Consider the following 23,540-nt stretch of genomic DNA (forward strand, 5'->3'; position numbering starts at 1 on the left):
ACAACTGTGGGAGCGGGCTTGCTCGCGAAGGCGTCGTGTCAGTCGATGTGTCTGTGACTGTCCCACCGCATTCGCGAGCAAGCTAGCTCCCACATTGGGTTTTGGGGTGTGTCAGGTGACTGCCCCTGGCTGTGGCGTCAGGCCTGCATCCGGCCGAAGCGGCCCGACTGGAAGTCGGCGAAGGCCTGGTGGATTTCCTGCTCGGTGTTCATCACGAACGGGCCATGGCCGACGATCGGTTCGTCGATCGGCTCGCCGCTGAGCAACAGCACCACCGCTTGCTGGCTGGCCTGGAGGGTCAACCGATCGCCATCACGCTCGAAGAGCACCAACTGCCCTTCCCCCACCGATTCCGCACCGTTGACCTGCACCGAACCTTTCAAAACCACCAGCGCGGTGTTGCGCCCATCGTGCAGATCCAGCGTCAGCAACTTGCCGGCGTTCAGGCGCAAGTCCCAGACGTCGATGGGCGTAAACGTGCGCGACGGACCTTTATGGCCTTCGAACTCACCGGCGATCAGACGCAGGCTGCCAGCGTTGTCCTTGAGCGCAATGCGCGGGATATCGCTGTCCAGAATGGTCTGGTAGCCCGGCGCGACCATTTTGTCTTTGGCCGGCAGGTTGACCCACAGTTGCACCATTTCCATACGGCCGCCGGTTTTGGCGAAATCGTCGGAGTGGAACTCCTCGTGGAGAATTCCTGACGCGGCTGTCATCCATTGCACGTCGCCCGGGCCGATAGTGCCGCCGCTGCCGGTGGAGTCGCGGTGCTGCACTTCGCCGTCGTACACGATCGTCACGGTTTCAAAGCCACGGTGCGGGTGCTGACCCACGCCGCGCCGCTCGGTGGTCGGGGTGAATTCGGCCGGACCGGCGTGATCGAGCAGCAGGAACGGGCTGATGTGTTTGCCCAGGTTGTCGTAGGAAAACAGCGTACGAACCGGAAAACCATCGCCGACCCAATGGCCGCGCGGGCTGGTGTAGATACCGAGAATGTTTTTCATGGGCTCTCCAATGGGTAAATGCCTTGGATTAAGCCTAAAGGGAGATCGAGTTTCGCACTAGTTCGCTAAAATCGGCTTGAGTGTTCTATATGCAGAACGATGGATTGGCGGTGCGCCCTTCGCGAGCAGGCTCGCTCCCACAGGATTCTGGGTGGACCCATGATTTGTGCATAACCACAACTTCTGTGAGAGCGAGCTTGCTCGCGAAGGGGGCAGGCCGGACAACCCGGATCTCGAAAATGATTCATGACTTCTGCTCAACATTGCTTTGTCCCACCAGCGGTTTTTCTCATTGATCCGGACGCGGATACTGCGGCCATTCCCACTGCATTCCAGGAGTCATTCCATGTCTGTTCCCGCTTTCGGTCTTGGTACGTTTCGCCTGCAAGGCCAGGTGGTCATTGATTCAGTGAGCACGGCCCTTGAACTCGGCTACCGCGCCATCGACACCGCGCAGATTTACGAAAACGAAACCGAGGTGGGTCAGGCGATCGCTGCCAGTGGAATCGCGCGCGACGCGCTGTTCATTACCAGCAAGATCTGGGTGGCCAACTTCGCCGCAGATCGCCTGATCGCCAGTCTCAAGGAAAGCCTGCACAAATTGCAGACCGACTACCTCGACCTGACGCTGATCCATTGGCCCTCGCCCAACCACGAGGTCCCTGTCGAGGAGTTCATGGGCGCGCTGCTGGAGGCAAAACGCCTGGGCCTGACGCGACAGATCGGCGTGTCCAACTTCACCATCGACCTGATGAAACAGGCCATCGCCGCCGTCGGTGCCGAGCACATTGCGACCAATCAGATCGAACTGCACCCGTACCTGCAAAACCGTAAAGTCGTCGAGTTCGCCCACAGCCAAGGCATTCACATCACCTCGTACATGACCCTCGCCTACGGCGAAGTGTTGCAGGATCCGCTGATCCAGAAGATTGCCGAGCGCCTGCACGCCACCCCGGCGCAGGTCACGCTGGCCTGGGCAATGCAGTCGGGTTTTGCGGTGATTCCGTCCTCGACCCGACGCGCCAACCTGCACAGCAACCTCGGTGCGACCGCGCTGACACTGAGCGATGCCGACATGGCGCTGATCGCCAGCCTGGACCGCGGCCATCGCCTGACCAGCCCGAAAGGCCTCGCCCCTGCCTGGGACTGATCAGGCCTGAAGACGTTGCGCGAGGTTATGCATGGCTTCGCGCAGCGTCTTGATTGCCGGCAGAACCGCCACCGCATCGGCCTGCTGGCAAGCCTGTTCGAGTTCGACACACGCGGCCACCAGGCGCGCCGCGCCGACCATTTGCGCACCGCCCTTGATGTGATGGGCCAGTTCGCGCAAGCCACTGTGGTCATCCCCGCCCTGCAAACTCGCCAGACGCTGCAGGTCCTGGTCCAGGCTGCGCGAGACTTCGGCGCGCAGGCGTTCGATCAACGAGTGGTCATTGCCGGCCATTTGCTCCAGCGCGCTGAGGTCGATTTCCGTCAATGCAGGGGCTGAGACTGGCTCCATCTCTCGCCGGCAATGAGCGATACCCTTCAAGGCCTGCGCCAGGTCGCTCAAGCGGATCGGTTTGAACAGGCAATCGTCCATACCCGCCTCGAAACAGCGCACCCGCTCCTGGACTTGGGCGTTGGCGGTAAATCCAATGATCCGGCACGGTGTGCGTGCGCTGTGCGTTTCCTCATCGCGGATTGCCCGTGCCAGCTCATAGCCGTTGCGGTGCGGCATGTTGCAGTCCGTGATAACGACATCGAACACCTGAGCGCGCCAGCGTTCCAGGCCCTGCTCGCCATTCTCGGTGTCGACGGTGCGATGCCCGAGGTCGCTGAGTTGCCAACACAGCAGCAATCGATTGACCGGATGGTCGTCGACCACCAGCACGTCGAGTGATCGCAGCGCGCGCGGCGCCTCTTGCGTACTTGGCGGAACCGCTGCGAGTGCAGTCAGGCGCGGCAGTTCAAAGCGCAGCTCGACCCGCGTGCCGAGCCCCGGTTCGCTGTCGAGCTGCAAGGTGCCGCCCATCAGCTCGCAGAGGCTGCGGCTGATCACCAGCCCCGGTCCGGAACCACTGCGTACTGCACCCGGATGGTTGCCGACCTGGACAAACGGGCTGAACAACCGCTGCCGATCAACGGCACTGATACCCAGCCCGCTGTCCTCGATGATCACGGTCAGTGCCAGTTTTTCTGCCGATTTCAGTTTAAGTTCGAGCGACAGACTGACTTCCCCCTGCTCAGTGAACTTGATGGCGTTGCTCAGCAGGTTCGACAGCACTTGCTTGAAACGTGTCGGATCGATCAGCACATCGACGTCACTGTGTTCGTCCAGGTCGATGCGCCACAACAGCCGTTTTTGCCGCGCCAGCCCTTCGAAGACACGGCTCACCGACGTCACCAGATCGCGCAGGTTGGCGCGTTCCGGTGCCACTGAAAGGTGCCCGGACTCGATCCTGGCAATGTCGAGAATGTCGCCGATCAACGCCAGCAGTTGCTGCCCGGCGTTGGCCGCAACCTGAATTGCCAGCCGATCGGTTTCGCCCTCGTCCGCCCGCTTCAGCGCCAGCTCGAGCATGCCGATCAAGGCGTTCATCGGCGTACGGATTTCATGGCTCATGGTCGCCAGAAACGTGGTTTTCGCCCGGTTGGCGTCGTCGGCCGTCTGCTTGGCTTGCTGCAGTTGTTGCAACCACTGCTGACGCTGGCGAAGCTGCCGGCGCTGAAAACCGATCCACAGCAGCGCCAGCACCAGCAGCACGGCCGCAGCGGCGAAGCCCAGCAAAATCGACTGGCGGTGACGCAACCAGTAGCTGGCGTCCACGACGACGTCATGGCTCCAGCGCTCGACCAATTCATCCATATGCTGCGGCGAAATACTCAGCAGCGCCTTGTTCAGAATCGAGTGCAGCGCGGTCGCCTGCGGTGCGGTGGCCAAGGCAATCCGCGCCGGCTGGTCGCCGACCGTACCGATGATACGCAAGCGATCGCGGTAATGACGGGTCAGCAAAAAACGCGCAACCAGCAACGAACTGACCGTGGCGTCCACCTGTCCCTTGGCGATCAGCTCCATGCCCTCGGCGGGGCTTTGGACTTCGACCAGACGTACGCCGGGAATGCGTCCCGACAGGTAGTCGCGCAGCGGGTGGCCGCGATAGATGGCCACCCGCTTGCCGGTCAGGTCATCGAGGCGACGCGGGCTCTGCGCGGCTGTCGAAGCGACCAGGACAAACGGATTGTTCAGGTAGGCGCGGGTGAAGGCCAGTTCGGCTTCGCGTTCATTGCTCGGCGTTACCACCGGCAGCAGATCGAGTTCGCCAGTCTTGAGCTGCTCGATCTGACGGTCGAGGGAAACCCCGCGCACCCGTTCGAACTGCAAACCGCTGCGCTGACTGATCAAAGTCAGCAACTGCGCGCCTAGCCCGCTGAAACGGCCGTCGGCGTCGAAAAAAGTCAGCGGGGCGAAATCATCAATGACACCGACCCGCACCACCGGATGTCGATTCAGCCAATCCTGCTCCATCACACTGAGTTGCACCTGTGACTGTTCCGCCATCTCCGCATGACCGACACTCCAACGCTGCTCGATGAGCTGGCGGCGCTCCATGGGCACGGCCTCAAGCGCCTTGTCGACGAGGCGCTTGAGGCGCACGTCGGTGCGCAACAGGGCAAAGCCGAACGGGTTGGCGTCCAGCCCGGACGGCCCGGCCAGTTGCAGATCGTTGCGGTAATTGGTGTTGATCAGGTAGTTGGAGCTGATGAAGTCTCCCAGGTAGACATCATCCGCACCGAAAGCCACCGCACCGAGGGCATCCATGGCCGACGGGTAGCGTTGCACCTGAGCGTCGGGATAGAACGCTTGTACGCTTGCCAGCGGCAGATAGTCCTCGACCATGGCGATACGCTTGCCGGCAAGATCGGCCGACAGGGTGTCGTCGTGGCGGATCACCAGCATCGGCTGGTCTTCGGCGTACGCGCGCGACAGCACAAAATCGGGGTCGGCGATTTCAAAGCGGTTGGAGGTGCCCAGCAAGTCCAGTTCGCCACGCTTGAGCGCCGCCATCAAGGCCGGCCGGTCAGCGAAGCGCCGAACATCGATCCGGACGCCGAGCAGTTGCCCCAGCAGATCAGCGTAATCGGCGGTGAGCCCTTCCAGTTCATGTTGATGTCGGGTGATTTCGAACGGCGGGTAATCCGGCCCGGAAATGCCCATGCGCAATACCGGGTGCTCGCGCAACCACTGGCGATCCTGCGCGTCGAGGCGAACCTCGGCATGCGCCGCCCCGGCACGCGTCACCAGTTCCAGCCGCTGCGATGTTTCATCCGCCCAAGCGCTGGTCAGGCAGCTCAGCCACAGCCCGAAAAGCCGATATCCCAGTGCCATGTCCGTGCGTTCAGATCAAATGATTGCGTATGGCGAATTCGCGCGAATGCACGACCGAATTCAGCCCGAGCTTTTGCATCAGCCGTTTCTTATACGTGCTCACTGTTTTATGGCTGAGGTGCATGCCCTCGGCAATTGCCTTGTTGGTCTTGCCTTGGCTCAGTTGCAGGAAAATGCTCAGTTCGCGATCGGAAAGCCGGTCGATCAGGTCTTCTTCCGAGCGCTGCACAATGCTCGACGCGTGGCCGTCCGGCAAAGAAGAGAAAAATGTATAGCCCGACATCACCGCGCGAATGGCTTCGTGCAGTTGTTGCAGCTGATTGGTTTTGGTCACGTAGGCCATGGCCCCGGCGCGCTGGCAGCGCTCCTGGTAAAACAACGGATCATAGGAACTGAACACCACGATGCGACAGTCAAGCCCGCTGGCTTTGATCCGCGCCATGACATCCAGTCCGTCGAATACCGGCAGATGCAAGTCAAGGATCACCAGTTGCGGCGCGTGCTCGCGGATCAGCGACACCACCTCGTTGCCATTGCTGGCCTCGTAGATCACCTTGAAGCCTTCAGCTTGCAGCACAATCCGGACGGCAGCGCACACCACTGGATGGTCGTCGACGATCAGCGCTGACTTCATGGACACTCCCGAGACAAAACTGGCAATGCAGTCGACCACTGGACTGTTCCAGACACGGTGGCTGCACAGCGACTGTTACACGGGATGAAAATCGAAACACCTGTCAAGTCTGACAGGTGCGCAAACCAATAGAATGTGTTAGGCCCGACGTTGCAGCGCTGCTTGCGGTGCCCAGCCTGACGCGTCCGGTTGCTGCTCTGGCGCATCGACGAACGCCATCAATTGCCGGATCAACGCCGATGAGGGCAATGCGACAGGGCTGATCTGGACATTTTCCTGGGCAAAACCGGCCGCCATCTGCAGGGGTGCGCTGGGTTCGTTGTAGATCAGGGCATGGCGCACCTGTGCATTGCCCAGGAAAAACCCCAGCAAATCGAGCTTGCCAGCGGCCAGCTCGGCGTTGATGACCACCACATCGAAGGGTTCACAGCCGTAGTCGACCAGGGTCAACAACTCGGCGAGGTCCTGCACCGGGGCAACGCGGTAGTAATCGAGGTGGTTGAACAGGCGCTCGATCTTCATCCGGTGAAAATGCTGCGGGTCGGCGATCAGGATTCGCAGGGCTTTGTTGATCATGGTCAATCTCCCGAGGGTGAAATTTTCTTGGGACAAGGCTACGCAGGACACCTGGAAGACTCTGTAAGACTTTTCCTAAAAAACCGGTTATTCATCCGAGGTCCGCCGAGCTGCGCTGCCGCAACCAGACGAGAAGATCCGCTCCGGCCATGGGCTTCGCGTACCAGTAGCCCTGACCTTGCGTGCAGCCCAGCGCAAGAAGTTCGCGGCGTTGGGCATCGGTCTCGATGCCCTCGATCACCACGCTCATGCCCAATGTTTCACCCAGCGCCAGCGTGCTGCTGATCGCCGCCCGGCAGCGCGGCTCATCGGCGAGGTTGCGAACGAAGTCGGCGTCGAGCTTGATCTCGTTGAACGGCAACTGACACAAACGCTGCAAGGAGGAGAACCCGGCACCGAAGTCATCGATCGACAAGCGGCAGCCCATCATCCGCAGACGCACCAGGGTTTCCAGACTGGTGGCCGGCGCTTCCAGCAAGCCGCTTTCCGTCAGTTCGAAAGTCAGGCTGGCGCCGCACGCGCCGTGGCGCCTGAGCAAAGCCTTGAGACTGGCGGCCAGCTCAGCGTTGGCCAGTTGCACCGTTTGCAGATTGAACGCCATGTTTAAGACGAAACCGTTGGCCCGGGCGCTGCGTTGCACCGTCAGGGCCTGTTCCATCTGAGAAAACAACAACGCGTCGAGCAATCCGCACTGTTCCAGCACGGGCATGAACATTGCCGGGGCAATGGCGCCCTGAAGCGGATGCAACCAGCGGCACAACACTTCGACGCCACAGACTTCACCGGTATGCAGGTTGAACTTGGGCTGGTACCAGGCGCGCAACTGCTGTTCAGCCAAGGCCTGGCGCACCGCCGCTGCGCTGGCCAGCTTCACGGTGGCTGCCGGCAGGCAGGTCACGCGCGGCCTGTCGACGGCTTTTTTCAACAGGTCTGCCAGCCCCTGTACGTGCAGCGGCTTGCCAACATCGCCGAGCAGTTCCAGACCGAGTAACGTCACCATCTGATGCACAGCCCGGCGTAAATCCACCGACAGCGAACTGCTGATGATCACCGACTTGACCTGGCCTGACTCGCCGACCCGTTGCAGGAATTCCAATCCATCCATGCCTTCCATCTGCAAGTCGCACAGGGCCACGTCGACCACGCCTGCCCGGTCCAGCAAAGCCAGCGCCTGGGCACCGTCACTCGCCTCAAGCACCTCGCGACAGCCCAGGGTGCGCAAGATATTCACCGCAACCGAACGTTGAAAAGGATGGTCCTCCAGTACTAAAACCCGTAGCGGCAGATCGGACATGGGGGCGGACTCACGGTTGAATGGCGTGAGTCAGTCTGGGTCATTCAAGGAGGCGAATCTTCAGGAAACGTCTCAAAATTCGTGAGAAATTTCCTAAACATCGAATGCTGCAACAATGGCTCCAGGGCCAGGATCAGCCGACGTGGTTTGCGCGCACTGGGCCTGCGAAGGCGTTTCGTCAGTCAACGCATCTGCGGCTGACACTGCGCTTTCGCGAGCAAGCCCGCTCCCACATCGTTTTTTAGTGTTGCCGTTATCGCGAACACACCGCCGAAACCTGTGGGAGCGGGCTTGCTCGCGAAGGGGTCAGGCCAGTCAACGCACCTGCAACTGACACTGAGCTTTCGCGAGCAAGCCCGCTCCCGCATCGTTTTTTAGTGCTGCCACTATCGCGAACACACCGCCGAAAACTGTGGGAGCGGGCCTGCCCGCGAAGGCGTCAGGCCGGTCAACGCATCTGCGACTGACACTGCGCTTTCGCGAGCAAGCCCGCTCCCACATCGTTTTTTAGTGTTGCCACTATCGCGAACACACCGCCGAAACCTGTGGGAGCGGGCTTGCCCGCGAAGGCGTTTCGTCAGTCAACGCACCTGCAATTGACACTGCGCTTTCGCGAGCAAGCCCGCTCCCGCATCGTTTTTTAGTGCTGCCACTATCGCGAACACACCGCCGAAACCTGTGGGAGCGGGCTTGCCCGCGAAGGCGTTTCGTCAGTAAACGCACCTGCAACTGACACTGAGCTTTCGCGAGCAAGCCCGCTCCCGCATCGTTTTTTAGTGCTGCCACTATCGCGAACACACCGCCGAAACCTGTGGGAGCGGGCCTGCCCGCGAAGGCGTTTCGTCAGTAAACGCACCTGCAACTGACACTGCGCTTTCGCGAGCAAGCTCACTCCCACATCGTTTTTTAGTGTTGCCACTATCGCGAACACACCGCCGAAACCTGTGGGAGCGGGCTTGCCCGCGAAGGGGTCAGGCCAGTCAACGCACCTGCAACTGACACTGCGCTTTCGCGAGCAAGCTCAGTCCCACACTGGCTTTCCAGTGTTGCCGCTATCGCGAACACACCGCCGAAACCTGTGGGAGCGGGCTTGCCCGCGAAGGCGTTTCGTCAGTAAACGCACCTGCAACTGACACTGCGCTTTCGCGAGCAAGCTCACTCCCACATCGTTTTTTAGTGTTGCCGCTATCGCGAACACACCGCCGAAACCTGTGGGAGCGGGCCTGCCCGCGAAGGCGTTTCGTCAGTCAACGCATCTGCGACTGACACTGCGCTTTCGCGAGCAAGCCCGCTCCCACATCGTTTTTTAGTGTTGCCACTATCGCGAACACACCGCCGAAACCTGTGGGAGCGGGCTTGCCCGCGAAGGCGTTTCGTCAGTCAACGCACCTGCAATTGACACTGCGCTTTCGCGAGCAAGCCCGCTCCCATATCGTTTTTTAGTGTTGCCACTATCGCGAACACACCGCCGAAACCTGTGGGAGCGGGCCTGCCCGCGAAGGCGTTTCGTCAGTCAACGCATCTGCGACTGACACTGCGCTTTCGCGAGCAAGCTCGCTCCCACACTGGCTTTCCAGTGTTGCCGTTATCGCGAACACACCGCCGAAACCTGTGGGAGCGGGCTTGCCCGCGAAGGCGTTTCGTCAGTAAACGCACCTGCAACTGACACTGCGCTTTCGCGAGCAAGCTCACTCCCACACTGGCTTTCCAGTGTTGCCGCTATCGCGAACACACCGCCGAAACCTGTGGGAGCGGGCCTGCCCGCGAAGGCGTTTCGTCAGTCAACGCATCTGCGGCTGACACAGCGCTTTCGCGAGCAGGCTCGCTCCCACACTGGCTTTCCAGTGTTGCCACTATCGCGAACACACCGCCGAAACCTGTGGGAGCGGGCTTGCCCGCGAAGACGTCAGGCCGGTCAACGCATCTGCGACTGACACTGCGCTTTCGCGAGCAAGCTCACTCCCACATCGTTTTTTGGTGTTGCCACTATCGCGAACACACCGCCGAAACCTGTGGGAGCGGGCCTGCTCGCGAAGGGGTCAGGCCAGTCAACGCACCTGCAACTGACACTGAGCTTTCGCGAGCAAGCCCGCTCCCGCATCGTTTTTTAGTGCTGCCACTATCGCGAACACACCGCCGAAACCTGTGGGAGCGGGCTTGCCCGCGAAGACGTCAGGCCGGTCAACGCATCTACGGCTGACACTGCGCTTTCACGAGCAGGCTCGCTCCCACCAGGGAGTAAACAGTGAGGCCGTGGTGTTATTGCCAGCCAAACCGGCGAATGTAGAACCCTTTCACCGCCTGGGTCAGCGCCATGTACGCCAGCAGAATCACCGGCAGGAACACGAAGTACAGCGACGGCAGCGCCTGCAGTTTGAAGTAGTGCGCCAGCGGTCCCATCGGCAGAAAGATACCGACCGCCATGATGATCCCGGTCATCACCAGCAACGGCATTGCGGCACGGCTCTGCAGGAACGGAATCTTAGGCGTGCGGATCATGTGCACGATCAGCGTCTGGGTCAGCAACCCGACCACGAACCAGCCAGACTGAAACAGGGTCTGCTGCTCCGGCGTGTTGGCGGCGAACACGTACCACATCAAGGCAAAGGTGGTGATGTCGAAAATCGAACTGATCGGGCCGAAGAACAGCATGAAGCGTCCGACGTCGCCCGGCTGCCAGCGCTGTGGTTTTTTCAGCATGTCCTCGTCGACGTTATCGAACGGAATGGCGATCTGCGAAATGTCATAGAGCAGGTTCTGCACCAGCAGGTGCATCGGCAACATCGGCAGAAACGGAATGAACGCACTGGCGACCAGCACCGAGAACACGTTGCCGAAGTTGGAACTGGCGGTCATTTTGATGTACTTGAGCATGTTGGCGAAGGTACGCCGCCCTTCGAGCACGCCCTCCTCCAGCACCATCAAGCTCTTTTCCAAGAGGATGATGTCGGCCGCTTCCTTGGCAATGTCTACCGCGCTGTCCACGGAAATACCGATGTCGGCGGTGCGCAATGCCGGCGCATCGTTGATGCCGTCACCCATGAACCCGACCACATGGCCATTGCCCTTTAGCAGACGCACGATGCGCTCTTTGTGCGATGGCGTCAGGCGGGCGAAAACGTTGGTGGTTTCCACGGCCACGGCCAGTTCGGCATCGCTCATGCGCTCGACGTCATTGCCCAGCAGCAATCCCTGTTGCGCGAGGCCCACTTCGCGGCAGATCTTGGCGGTGACCAACTCGTTGTCGCCGGTCAGCACCTTCACCGCCACGCCATGTTCGGCCAAGGCCTTGAGCGCCGGCGCGGTGCTTTCCTTGGGTGGGTCGAGGAACGCCACGTAGCCGATCAGCGTCAGTTGCTGCTCATCGGCCAGGCTGTAAGTGTCGCGCCCTTGGGGCATCGAGCGCGCGGCCACTGCAACGACGCGCAAGCCTTCGGCATTGAAGGTTGCGGTGACCTGACGAATCCGCGTCAGCAATTCTTCACTGAGGGCTTCATCGGCCTCGCCGTGACGCACTCGGCTGCACACCGCCAGCACTTCTTCCACCGCGCCTTTGCAGATCAATTGATGCGGCTGGCCGCGCCCTTCAACCACCACCGACATGCGCCGCCGATTGAAGTCGAACGGGATCTCGTCGACTTTGCGAAACGCCGTGCCGACTTTCAATTCGCGGTGGACTTCCACGTGTTCCAGCACGGCGACATCCAGCAGGTTTTTCAGGCCGGTCTGGTAGTAGCTGTTCAAGTAGGCCATTTCCAGCACGTCGTCGCAGTCCCCACCCCAGACGTCGACGTGGCGCGCCAGAAAAATCTTGTCCTGAGTCAGCGTGCCGGTCTTGTCGGTGCACAGCACGTCCATCGCGCCGAAGTTCTGGATCGCGTCGAGGCGCTTGACGATGACTTTCTTGCGCGACAGGAATACCGCACCCTTGGCCAGGGTTGAGGTGACGATCATCGGCAGCATTTCCGGGGTCAGGCCGACGGCAATCGACAGGGCGAACAGCAGCGCTTCGGTCCAGTCGCCCTTGGTGAACCCGTTGATGAACAGCACCAGCGGCGCCATCACGAACATGAACCGGATCAATAGCCAACTGACTTTGTTCACGCCCATCTGGAAGGACGTCACCGCTCGGTCGGTCGCTCCGACGCGCTGCGCCAGCGCACCGAAATAGGTGCGGTTGCCGGTGGTCAGGACCACCGCCACCGCGGTGCCGGAGACCACGTTGGTGCCCATGAACACAATGTTGTCCAGCTCCAGTGGATTGCGCGTGTCGCGTTGCGCCTGATGGGCGAATTTCTCCACCGGCATCGATTCCCCCGTCATCGCGGCCTGACTGACAAACAGATCCTTGGCACTGAGCACCCGGCAATCGGCGGGAATCATGTCGCCGGCCGAGAGTGCAATGAGATCGCCCGGCACCAGTTGCTTGATCGGCAATTCGCGGCGCGGCGCATCACGGCGCAGCACCGTAGCGGTATTGCTGACCATGGCATTGAGCGCATCGGCGGCCTGGTTGGATTTGCTTTCCTGCCAGAAGCGCAGCAGCGTCGACAGCACCACCATGGAAAAAATCACCACGGCGGCCTTGAGGTCTTCAGTCAGCCACGAGATCACCGCGAGCAAAGTCAGCAGCAGGTTGAACGGGTTTTTGTAGCAGTGCCACAGGTGCACCCACCACGGCAGCGGCTGCTCGTGTTCGACTTCATTGAGTCCGTATTGCACACGCAGCGCGGCAGCCTCGACATCATTGAGGCCATCGCCGTGCGTACCCAGTGCGGACAACACGGCGGCGCTGTCGCCTTGGGCGGCATCGACCAGGGTATTGGCCAGGGTTGGCGGCACTTCACGGCTGACCGTGCTGTCGTTGATCGATTCCAGCAGCGCCAGGCGACGGAAGTGCCGGGCGATGTGGCGAGTACGCAGGAAACCTGCGAAAAACTCCTTGAGCGTCAGTTTCATGGCTGTGGCCCCTATGGTCAGCCGGGAAACCGTCAAGCAGGTACGGCCGCGCCGCTGCCACCCGGAAAGCCGGCACGGCAAGGCGTGGCGCGCCGGTCAAAGAGACCGGCGTGTCGATAGCGTGCGATCACGACAGCAAGTCGCAATCACGCATCGTTCAGCGTCGATGAGAAGGACGTCGAGACATGCCCCGGGACGGGCCATGCACGGGATGCCGCTGCTCGCTTTTTTCGGCGAGACAACGGCAGGGAAAGGCTGCGCGTTATCTTGCCGAGAATCTGCCGGTTACCGAGACCGGCCGACAACTGTCACTCGAACAAGTACCCACTGTGGGTCTCCGCTTTGGTTGAAAACGCGCGAAGCTTACGCCCCGATGTCTGGGGAGTAAACCGGCACGAGGGGGGAATATGGAGGGCGTTCAGGAGGGGTTCAGATTCAGCATTTTCGCTGCGTTCAACGGCCCCTTCGCGAGCAGGCTCGCTCCCACACTTTGTCCTGCGTACACAGAATCATTGTGGGAGCGAGCCTGCTCGCGAAGGCGGTGTGTCGGGCGATGCAGAACTCAGCTGGCGGTGGCCAGCAACAGGTCTGCCACCGAACGGCTGTGCCCGCGATGCTTGCCATGCTCGTACAACGAGCCGGCAATTTCATCGGCACGGATCGGCAGCACCGACAGCAGTGTATCGCTCAGACCATGACTGGCCTGACAGAAACCCTGCATGTAGATACCGGCCTTGCAGCGCTCGTCAGTGATCAGTTTGTAGTTGCGATCGACCTCGAAGTCGCCCAGGTATTCTTCCAGCGGCGCCAGCAACTGGCGGTGCATCTGGCGTTCGTAACCGGTGGCCAGGACCACGGCATCGTAATGACGCACCGTGACCTCACCCGTGGCGTTGTTGCGCACGGCCAGTTCGACACCGTTTTCGGTCGCCGTGGCTTTCTCGACGGTGGTCAAAGTGCGGAAGGCGTGACGGGCGACACCGGAGACCTTCTGGCGATAGAAGATGCCGTAGATGCGCTCGATCAGGTCGATGTCGACCACCGAATAGTTGGTGTTGTGGTACTCGTTGACCAGGCGCTCGCGCTCGGCGCTGTTCTGCTGGAATACCAGGTCGGTGAACTCCGGCGAGAACACTTCGTTGACGAACGGGCTGTCGTCCGCCGGTTTCAGCGCCGAGCCGCGCAAAATCATGTCGACCTGCACCGACGGGAACGAATCGTTCAGGTCAATGAACGCTTCTGCCGCGCTCTGCCCGCCGCCGATGATCGCGATGCTCATCGGCTGATTGTTTACACACGGCTGTTTGGCCATTTGTGACAGGTATTGCGAATGGTGGAACACCCGGCGATCGCCTTTCAGCGCCTTGAACGCCTCGGGAATACGCGGCGTGCCGCCGGCGCTGACCACCACTGAACGCGTGGTGCGCACGAACTGCTGGCCGTCGCTGCCACGGGAAATCACCCGCAACGCCTCAACCTGATGGTTGTGCAGTACCGGCTCGATGGTCAGCACTTCTTCGCCATACCGGCTCTGCGCGGTGAACTGCCCGGCCACCCAGCGCAGGTAGTCGTTGTATTCCATGCGGCACGGATAAAAGGTGCCGAGGTTGATGAAATCGACCAGACGCCCGTGGTGCTTGAGGTAGTTGACGAACGAATACGGGCTGGTCGGATTGCGCAAGGTCACCAGATCCTTGAGGAAGGAAATCTGCAACTCGCTTTGCGTCGACAGGGTGTTGCCGTGCCAGCTGTAGTCGGCCTGCTTGTCGAGGAACAGCACATCCAGCTCGCCGTGGCTCGGACCGCGCTCTTGCAGAGCGATGGCCAGCGCCAGGTTCGAAGGGCCGAAACCGACGCCGATCAGGTCGTGAACGATGGGCGATGCAATTGCCTGAGTCATTTCCAGTGTCCTCTGGATGAACCCCTCAACAAGGGGCAAGGAGAGCCTAAGTAACCCGTCTGGCCTTGTGCAGGACAGCAGGTCGTCTGTTGAGTAGGAACGAGGACAGTGAAATAAAATTTAACGCCGACAGCTCAATGGGCATCCCATTGTTTGATGCGCAGGCGGCAATGTTTCATGGCGTTGACGATGTGCTTCTCGACCAGCGCTTTGGAAATGCCAAGCTGTTCGGCAATTTCAGCGTGCGACAGGCCCTCGATCTTGCGCAGCAGAAAACTCTCGCGGCACGCTGGCGACAGTTCTGCCAATGCACGCTGAAGCATGTCCAGGCGTTGACCATGGTCCAGAGGACACTGCGGAGATTGAGCGAAATAGCGCTCTTCGTTATCGAGTACTTCCAGCGGCTCGACCTGACGCAGCGCATTGCGCCGATGGTCATCGATGACCAGATTCAGCGCCGTGCGATAAAGAAACGCCCGGGGTTGCTCGATCGGCGTGTCGCTGGAACGCTCCAGCACACGCAGATAAGCGTCATGCACCACATCTTCGGCGACCTGACGGTTGCCGAGCTTGGCGTTCAGGAAACACACCAGCTCTCGATAGTAGTTTTCCAACAAGACTCCCGGCCGCAAACCTGCGGGTTCTGTGCTAGGCACACTGATCCACGAGCGCGTCAGACGCAGTAGCAAGATAGTGGCAGCTTGAGCCGCGTAATTTATAGTAATTCTCATATAGATTTAAAGTGGTGTTTGTCATTGCCTGATAAAAAATCCTCGTCTATAGCTGTTACTTCGTGTGTCTGCGCTTAAATTCCCTCGCCTGTCTATCGTTTACAGGACAGCTCCCCGTATCTGTCGCGCCCCTGCGACAGCGTTCATGCTGCCCGAATCTGTCTGCCAGCCGAACGACGGGCCGATTTTCACTGGCCGGAACCCTGCATGAAACGTCCCCGCCCTGCCCGACGCGCGCTGCTCGCAATCCTATGTCTGATCCCGGTTGTCGCTTATGCCGCGTGGCAATTCCTGCCGCCAGGCCGGGATAAATTCACCACCGTGCAAGTCACCCGGGGTGATATAGAAAGTAGCGTCACCGCGCTGGGCACCTTGCAACCGCGGCGTTACGTGGACGTCGGTGCGCAGGCCTCGGGCCAGATCCAGAAGATCCACGTGGAAGTCGGTGACGTGGTCAAGGAAGGCCAATTGTTGGTGGAAATCGATCCGTCGACACAAAAAGCCAAACTCGACGCCGGGCAGTTCTCCATCGAGAATCTCAAGGCGCAACTGCAGGAACAACGCGCCCAGCACGAACTGGCGCAACAGAAATTCCAGCGTCAGCAGAACCTCGCCGCCGGTGGCGCGACCCGTGAAGAAGACGTGCAGACCGCCCGCGCCGAATTGAAAGCCACCCAGGCGCGCATCGACATGTTCCAGGCGCAGATTCGCCAGGCCCAGGCGAGCCTGCGCAGCGATCAGGCCGAGCTGGGCTACACGCGCATTTATGCGCCGATGTCGGGCACGGTGGTCAATATCGATGCCCGCGAAGGCCAGACCCTCAACGCACAGCAGCAGACACCCTTGATCCTGCGGATCGCCAAGCTGTCGCCGATGACCGTGTGGGCGGAGGTTTCCGAGGCCGACATTGGCCACGTCAAACCCGGCATGAGCGCTTACTTCACCACCCTGAGCGGCGGCAACCGGCGCTGGAGCAGCACCGTGCGGCAGATCCTGCCGGTGCCGCCGAAACCGCTGGACCAGACCAGCCAGGGCAGCGGCAGCCCCAATAGCACGAACAAAAGCGGCAGCGGTCGTGTGGTGCTCTATACGGTGTTGCTCGATGTCGAAAACGGCGACAACGCGCTGATGGCCGAGATGACCACCCAGGTGTTCTTCGTCGCCGGCGCCGCCAAAGGCGTGCTGACTGCCCCGGTCGCCGCCCTGCACAGCGACGGCCTGCAAGCCGGCAGCCAGACCGCGCGCGTCGTGGCGAAGAACGGCGACATCGAGCACCGTCAGGTCCGTACCGGACTCAGCGACCGCTTGCAGGTGCAGATCCTCGACGGCCTGCAAGAAGGCGATTACCTGTTGATCGGCCCGGCCGAAGGCAGCGGAAGCTAAATGCCAACGCCGCTGATCGACCTCAAAGACATCCGCAAATCCTACGGCGGTCAGGACACGCCGCAAGTCGACGTGCTGCGCGGAATCGACCTGTCGATTCATGCCGGCGAGTTCGTGGCGATCGTCGGCGCTTCCGGCTCCGGCAAGTCGACGCTGATGAATATCCTTGGCTGCCTCGACCGGCCGACCTCGGGCGAGTATCTGTTCGCCGGGGAAAACGTCGCCCATCTGAGCAGCGATGAACTGGCCTGGTTGCGCCGCGAAGCCTTTGGCTTTGTGTTTCAGGGCTATCACCTGATTCCGTCGAGCTCCGCGCAGGAAAACGTCGAGATGCCGGCCATTTATGCCGGCACGCCTGCCGCCGAGCGCCACGCCCGGGCGGCGGCCCTGCTGCAGCGCCTGGGTCTGGCTGAACGCACAGGCAACCGCCCGCATCAATTATCCGGCGGTCAGCAGCAGCGGGTTTCGATTGCCCGGGCCTTGATGAACGGTGGCCATATCATCCTTGCCGACGAACCGACCGGTGCGCTCGACAGCCACAGCGGCAAAGAGGTCATGGCGCTGCTCGACGAGCTGGCGAGCCAGGGCCACGTGGTGATTCTGATCACGCACGATCGCGAAGTCGCCGCCCGCGCCAAGCGCATCATCGAGATTCGCGACGGGCTGATCATCAGTGACAGCGCCGAGGAAACGCCTCACGCACAAACCTCGGCCAATCCCGGCGCCTTGCAGGCCGTGGACTTGCGCAAACGCCTCAGCGAAGGCGCCGAAGCCACGGGCGCCTGGAAAGGCGAACTGGTCGATGCCGTGCAAGCGGCGTGGCGAGTCATGTGGATCAACCGCTTTCGCACCGCGCTGACCCTGCTCGGCATCGTCATTGGCGTCGCCTCGGTGGTGGTCATGCTTGCGGTCGGCGAAGGCAGCAAGCGCCAGGTCATGGCGCAAATGGGCGCATTCGGTTCGAACCTTTTGTACCTGGGTGGCGCCTCGCCCAATCCGCGCACGCCGCAGGGCATCATCACCCTGGATGACGTGGCGGCGCTGAAAACCCTGCCACAAGTCAAACGCATCATGCCGGTGGCCGGCGCCGAAGTGGTGGTGCGTTTCGGCAACCTCGACCAGAGCGCTTATGTCGGCGGCAACGACACCAACTTCCCGAGCATTTTCAACTGGCCGGTGATCCAGGGCAGCTACTTCACCGACGCCGACGAACGCAACGCAGCGCCGGTGGCGGTGATCGGCACGAAGATTCGCGACAAACTGCTCAAAGGCGTCGCCGACCCGATCGGCCAGTACATCCTCATCGAAAACGTGCCGTTCCAGGTGGTCGGCGTGCTTGCCGAAAAGGGTGCAAGCTCCGGCGACCAGGACAGCGACAACCGGATCGCGGTGCCCTACTCCGCCGCGGCCATTCGCCTGCTCGGCGGGCACACGCCGGAATATGTAGTGATTGCCGCCAGTGATGCACGCAAGGTCAAAGAAGCCGAGCTGGCCATCGACGACCTGATGCGACGCCTGCACGGCAAACACGATTACGAACTGACCAACAACGCGGCGATGATTCAGGCCGAGGCCCGCACGCAAAACACCCTGTCGCTGATGCTCGGCTCGATTGCCGCGATCTCGCTGCTGGTGGGCGGCATCGGCGTGATGAACATCATGCTCATGACCGTGCGCGAGCGCACCCGCGAGATCGGTATCCGCATGGCGACCGGCGCGCGCCAACGCGACATTCTGCGGCAGTTCCTCACCGAGGCGGTGATGCTTTCGGTGGTCGGCGGACTGGCCGGCATCGTCCTCGCGCTGCTGGTCGGCGGGGTCCTGCTGATCAGCGAAGTCGCCGTCGCCTTTTCCTTGCTGGCGGTACTCGGCGCGTTTGGCTGCGCCCTGGTCACCGGCGTCGTCTTCGGCTTCATGCCCGCTCGCAAAGCTGCCCGGCTCGACCCGGTCACGGCCCTTACCAGTGAATGATCGATCTATGAAACCGTGTCTCAGTCTCTTGACCGTGTGCCTGTTGCTCAGCGCTTGCGGCAGCCCCGCCCAGCGTCCGCAGAGCGGCATCCAGCCGCCCGCCGCGTGGCAGATGGCGCACAACGACCGCCTCGTGCGCAACGACGCACAATGGTGGACGCAGTTCGGCAGCCGCGAACTTGACGGCTTGATCAGCCAGGCCCGGGCCGGCAGTTTCGACCTGGCCGCTGCTGTCGCGCGCGTGCAGCAGGCCCGTGCCACCACCGTGATCGCCGGCGGCTCGTTACTGCCAGAGGTCAAGGCAGGCATGAACGCCAATCGACAAAAGCTGCTGCGCGGCAACGGCTACAGCCAACTGGACGCCGACAGCAGCAACAAGGCGGTGGATTACTTTGATGCCAATCTCAACGCCAGCTATGAAATCGACTTCTGGGGCGGCCAACGCGCCAGCCGCGACAGCGCACAATTGAACCTGCGCGCCAGCGAATTCGATCAGGCCACGGTTGAGCTGACCCTGCTCGGCAGCGTCGCCGACAGCTACGCGCAAACCTTGTCGTTGAACGAGCAAAGCCGTATCGCCGAGCTCAATCTGAACAACGCCCTGAGCGTACTCAAGCTGGTCCAGACGCGTTTCGACTCAGGCTCGGCCACGGCCCTTGAACTGGCTCAGCAAAAAAGTCTGGTAGCGGCGCAACAAAGGCAATTACCGCGAGTACAACAACAGGCGCAAGAAGCCAGAATCACCCTCGCCGCCCTCCTCGGCCGCCCGGTCCAGGAACTGCCGGCCAGCGAGGAAAACTTTGATCAATTGCAATGGCCGGTCATCGGTGCCGGCGTACCGAGCGAACTGCTCAATCGCCGTCCGGACATCGCCCGTGCCGAAGCGCAGTTGGCCGCCGCCCGTGCCGACGTCACGGTGGCTCGGGCGAAGATGCTGCCCAGCGTGACCCTCAGCGCCGAACTGGGTTCGGGCTCCGATCGCTTCAGCGACATGCTGCGCAGTCCTTTCTACAACCTGACCGCCGGACTGGTGGCGCCGATCTTCAACAACGGCCGTCTCAGTGCCGAACGCGACAAGGCCAGCGCCCGCCAGGAAGAGCTGTTGCAAAACTATCGCGGCGCAATCATTAACGGCTTTGCCGACGTCGAAAAAGCCCTCAACAGCATCCGCGGGCTGGACGAACAACGGCAGTGGCAAAGCGAGGAACTGAACCAGGCCCAGGTTGCCTTCAACATCGCTCAGAGCCGCTATCAGGCCGGCGCCGAAGACTTGCTGACCGTGCTGGAAACCCAGCGCACGCTGTACGCGGCGCAGGATCAGAACGTGCAATTGCGACTGTCGCGGTTGCAGGCAAGCATTGCCTTGTACAAGGCGCTGGGCGGGGGGTGGCAGGCGCAGTAATCCGGCGCCGGCGAAACTGTCTTCGCGAGCAGGCTCGCTCCCACATTTTGTCCTGCGAATACAGAATCATTGTGGGAGCGAGCCTGCTCGCGAAGGCGGTGGCGGTGGCGGTGGCGGGTCCAGACAAAATATCTGCTGAACCCGCATGACAGACGTCAAACCTCTTTTTGCTTGACCTTCAAATGGCGCGCATACCACGGCCGCTTCGGCACGCGACGGAACAAACCGGAGAGGATTTTCTCGTCTTCGCTGAAGGTAATGCGCAGCGCCAGCTTCATGGTTTCCGGGTCCATTTCCATCGACTTGCCGACCTGCAGACCCGGCGTCGTGCTGCAGCCATGGGTGACCGGGCCTAGCCACGGATCATCGATCTCGACCCAGCGTCCCGGCGCGAACCAGTCCACGCCATTGACCTGCTGACGACGGACTTCGCCCGGATGAAAACGCTCGTGCGCCCTGAACCAGTCTTCGAGGCGATCGTCGATCCAGCCGTGAAAATGCCAGAACACCGGATTCACATGGGAGGAAAACGGATCGCCCAGAAAGTCGTTTTCAGCGGCGTACCAGCGCGCGGAGAAATCCGCCGGATCGCGGGCGAACGGCACTGGCTGACCGTTGGACGGATCACGCGGTACCGAGGCCCAGCGCATGTGCAGCCAGTCATGCAGACCCAGCTCCATCTCTGAACCCAACTGCCCCAGGGTGAGCTTCGACAGATAACGCGGGTCGCGGTACTGCGACTCCCAGACCTGAAAGTTGCTGTGATAGGTCTCGGCCGTTTTGATGTCGCTGACCCACTGGGTGTAGTCAGCGTCATCGCTGGCAATCCAGGTCGGGGGCAAGGCGTAGCCGTCATGGTTATCGAAATAACGGGCAAATCCCTGGCGATCGCGTTCAAGCTCCGGCTGCGGCATCGGGAAGGCCGGCCACGACGGCAAGTCCTGCATCGAGCGCGCCGTACCAAGCATGTGCCGGTGCATGAAAAAAAAGTCGATGCCCGAGCCATTGCGATCTTTGCGCGGCCCGCGCGCATCCCGTTCCTTGCCGCGCGGCCCCGGCTGCCAGCCGATACCGCGCAACGCTTCACGCTTGTCCTCGGGCAAGGTGTGCCACTTGTCACGCGATGCATGCCAGAGCTGATGGAACAGACGATGTTCGGGAGAAATCAGCCAGGCCAGCAAGGTCGGGTTGAGACCGATGCGCTGGCGTGCCTCGGGAAACAGCAGTTTGTGCGCGACAAAACGGTTGTCCTGCTCGGGCAGACCCAGCGGTCGATCCAGGCGCACAATGCGCCCACTGATCGTTCCACTGCCGGCATTGCCGAAATCCGCCCAGACCTCATCCAGCACCACGGCCAGTTCATAAGTCGGCGCGCCGTCCGCCGCCCGTGAATCAATCAGACGCCAGTACAACTCGGCAGGTTTGCCCTGCGCCAGATCGCCAATGATCCGGTAACGCGGCTCCTCGTCACCGCGCAGGCGTTGCGCGCTATCCAGATAGCCGCGCAAACCGCGGCCGCGCTGGGCAACATCAAGAAACAGTTCCAGTCCGTGCAGCGGCAAGTCATCGAAGCCGATCCGCGCGCCGTCGAAACGAATGCTCCAGACCCCGCGCAATGCGTTCGCCAATTGTTGACCGGCCGTGTCCGCCAGATCGACCGTAGCTTCGCCGGGCGTGATCGTCGGATCAGGCTTCGTCCATTGGCGATGCCCGTAAAACGCGGCAGGCACGGCAGCGCCGGTCAGCGCCAGGCCTGCCATGAACCATCGTCGAGAAATCTTCATTGCCCTACCTGTGTCAGCCATGAAGCAGGCTTTATCCAAGCTAGAACGTTTGCTGAGCGGGCAAATTTACGCGAGCGCTGCGATCTTTTCGGGCCAGCTAAATTTCCTGCCCAATCGCTCGTTCTTTCCAGATAGCAAAGGCACCTGCGCCTGCACCTCGACGGCGAACTGACTGAGATGGCAATGACAAAACCACGTTCGAAAAAGGCTCTATACATCGGCCTGCCGCTGGCTCTGGCGATCAGCGCCGGTGCAGGCTTTGCCGCCTGGGATCACTGGTTCAAGGACAACCCTGGCTACCCGGCCAAGGTGCTCAAACAGGCCGATGAACTGCAGGATCGCTTGCTCTCGTTCGACAGCCACATCACCGTGCCGCTGGATTTCGGTACTGCCGGCAATGAGGTCGACAAGGACGGCAGTGGCCAGTTCGACCTGGTCAAGGCCAGTCGCGGACGGCTGTCCGGTGCAGCACTGACGATTTTTGGCTGGCCGGAAATGTGGAACGGCCCAAACGCGCCCCACAAGCCCACCGACGGTTTTGTCGAGGAGGCGCGCAACCAGCAGGAGGTGCGCTACAAAATCATCTCCGGCATGGTTCGCGACTTTCCCAATCAGGTCGCCATCGCCTACACCCCGGATGACTTCCGCCGTCTGCACGGCGAAGGCAAGTTTGCCATCTTCATCAGCATGCTTAACGCCTATCCGCTGGGCAACGATCTGGACCTGCTGGACACCTGGGCTGCGCGCGGCATGCGCATGTTCGGCTTCAGCTACATCGGCAACAACCAGTGGAGCGATTCGTCGCGACCGCTGCCGTTTTTCAATGATTCGCCGGACGCCCTCAACGGCCTTTCGGAGGTCGGCAAGCAAGCCGTGCACCGCCTCAACGACCTGGGCGTGATCATCGACGTTTCGCAGATGTCGACCAAGGCCCTGGAGCAAGTCGCACAACTGAGCCGCACGCCCATGGTCGCCTCGCATTCGGCGCCGCGTGCCTCGGTGGATATCCCGCGCAACCTCAGCGACAAGGAGATGCAACTGATCAAGCAAAGCGGTGGCGTGGTGCAAGTGGTCGGTTTCTCGGCCTACCTGCGACCGCTGACCCAAGGCACCCAGGACAAACTCAACGCCCTGCGCGCACGCTTTGATCTGCCACCGCTGCCGAATCTGGCGATGGCGCTGATGCCGGGCGATCCGATCATTGCCGCGTGGCCGGAACAGAAGTTTGGCCAGTACGCCGGCCAGCTGTACGCAATCCTCGAAGAAGAGCCGAAAGCCACGCTCAAGGATCTCGGCGATGCGATCGATTACACCGTGCGCAAAATCGGCATCGACCACGTCGGCATCGCCTCGGACTTCAATGAGGGCGGCGGCGTAAAAGGCTGGGAAAACGTCGGCGAGATCCGCAACGTCACCGCCGAACTGTTGCAGCGCGGCTATTCCGAAGCCGACATCGCCAAGCTCTGGGGCGGCAACTTCCTGCGCGTCTGGGACCAGGTGCAAAAATCCGCGAAACCCGTGGCCAGCCGATGA

General features: G+C 61.3%; 14 protein-coding genes. 5 read left to right on the top strand and 9 right to left on the bottom strand.

From position 1 onward, the window contains the following. Positions 1–137: 137 nt before the first annotated feature. Positions 138–1,004 (bottom strand): pirin family protein, encoded by an 867-nt coding sequence (locus HU739_RS08255; RefSeq protein WP_186552468.1) that lies wholly within the window; start codon positions 1,002–1,004, stop codon positions 138–140. A gap of 346 nt (positions 1,005–1,350) precedes the next feature. On the opposite strand from HU739_RS08255, the gene dkgB reads away from it, so the two are divergent. Beyond that, positions 1,351–2,154, top strand: coding sequence for a 2,5-didehydrogluconate reductase DkgB (dkgB, locus tag HU739_RS08260; protein WP_186552467.1), 804 nt, complete (start codon positions 1,351–1,353; stop codon positions 2,152–2,154). Here dkgB and HU739_RS08265 read toward each other — a convergent pair whose 3' ends face one another. The 7 genes from HU739_RS08265 to HU739_RS08295 all read right to left on the bottom strand — a co-directional run bounded on the left by HU739_RS08265 (position 2,155) and on the right by HU739_RS08295 (position 15,350). Beyond that, positions 2,155–5,373: a transporter substrate-binding domain-containing protein gene (locus HU739_RS08265; protein ID WP_186552466.1), complete on the bottom strand. Its 3,219-nt coding sequence runs from the start codon at positions 5,371–5,373 to the stop codon at positions 2,155–2,157. 10 nt (positions 5,374–5,383) lie between these two features. Beyond that, a complete protein-coding gene (locus HU739_RS08270) occupies positions 5,384–6,007 on the bottom strand; it encodes a response regulator transcription factor (RefSeq protein WP_186552465.1) in 624 nt (207 codons plus the stop codon). A 138-nt stretch (positions 6,008–6,145) separates the two neighbouring features. Then, positions 6,146–6,583: a chemotaxis protein CheY gene (locus tag HU739_RS08275; protein WP_186552464.1), complete on the bottom strand. Its 438-nt coding sequence runs from the start codon at positions 6,581–6,583 to the stop codon at positions 6,146–6,148. Between the two features lie 91 nt (positions 6,584–6,674). After that, on the bottom strand, positions 6,675–7,877 hold the full coding sequence (locus HU739_RS08280; protein ID WP_186552463.1) for an EAL domain-containing response regulator: 1,203 nt from the start codon (positions 7,875–7,877) through the stop codon (positions 6,675–6,677). Between the two features lie 2,259 nt (positions 7,878–10,136). Beyond that, positions 10,137–12,836: a magnesium-translocating P-type ATPase gene (gene mgtA, locus HU739_RS08285; RefSeq protein WP_186550996.1), complete on the bottom strand. Its 2,700-nt coding sequence runs from the start codon at positions 12,834–12,836 to the stop codon at positions 10,137–10,139. 562 nt (positions 12,837–13,398) lie between these two features. Beyond that, the gene (locus HU739_RS08290; protein WP_186550995.1) at positions 13,399–14,736 is read right to left on the bottom strand and encodes a lysine N(6)-hydroxylase/L-ornithine N(5)-oxygenase family protein; all 1,338 of its coding nucleotides are present in this window, start codon (positions 14,734–14,736) and stop codon (positions 13,399–13,401) included. 134 nt (positions 14,737–14,870) lie between these two features. Next, positions 14,871–15,350, bottom strand: coding sequence for a sigma-70 family RNA polymerase sigma factor (locus HU739_RS08295; RefSeq protein WP_202883678.1), 480 nt, complete (start codon positions 15,348–15,350; stop codon positions 14,871–14,873). Between the two features lie 324 nt (positions 15,351–15,674). Here HU739_RS08295 and HU739_RS08300 point away from each other — a divergent pair, with 324 nt between their 5' ends. From HU739_RS08300 to HU739_RS08310, 3 genes are read left to right on the top strand one after another with little or no spacing between them, the layout of a single operon-like run. Then, the gene (locus tag HU739_RS08300; RefSeq protein WP_186550993.1) at positions 15,675–16,850 is read left to right on the top strand and encodes an efflux RND transporter periplasmic adaptor subunit; all 1,176 of its coding nucleotides are present in this window, start codon (positions 15,675–15,677) and stop codon (positions 16,848–16,850) included. Next, the gene (locus HU739_RS08305) at positions 16,851–18,821 is read left to right on the top strand and encodes a MacB family efflux pump subunit (protein ID WP_186550992.1); all 1,971 of its coding nucleotides are present in this window, start codon (positions 16,851–16,853) and stop codon (positions 18,819–18,821) included. 7 nt (positions 18,822–18,828) lie between these two features. Next, positions 18,829–20,223, top strand: a complete 1,395-nt coding sequence (locus HU739_RS08310) for an efflux transporter outer membrane subunit (RefSeq protein ID WP_186550991.1) — start codon at positions 18,829–18,831, stop codon at positions 20,221–20,223. Positions 20,224–20,378: 155 nt separating this feature from the next. Here HU739_RS08310 and pvdP read toward each other — a convergent pair whose 3' ends face one another. Further along, on the bottom strand, positions 20,379–22,007 hold the full coding sequence (gene pvdP / locus HU739_RS08315) for a pyoverdine maturation tyrosinase PvdP (protein ID WP_186550990.1): 1,629 nt from the start codon (positions 22,005–22,007) through the stop codon (positions 20,379–20,381). Between the two features lie 183 nt (positions 22,008–22,190). On the opposite strand from pvdP, the gene pvdM reads away from it, so the two are divergent. Further along, a complete protein-coding gene (gene pvdM, locus HU739_RS08320; protein WP_186550989.1) occupies positions 22,191–23,540 on the top strand; it encodes a pyoverdine-tailoring dipeptidase-like protein PvdM in 1,350 nt (449 codons plus the stop codon).

The organism is Pseudomonas hamedanensis (genome assembly GCF_014268595.2).
Classification (GTDB): domain Bacteria; phylum Pseudomonadota; class Gammaproteobacteria; order Pseudomonadales; family Pseudomonadaceae; genus Aquipseudomonas; species Aquipseudomonas hamedanensis.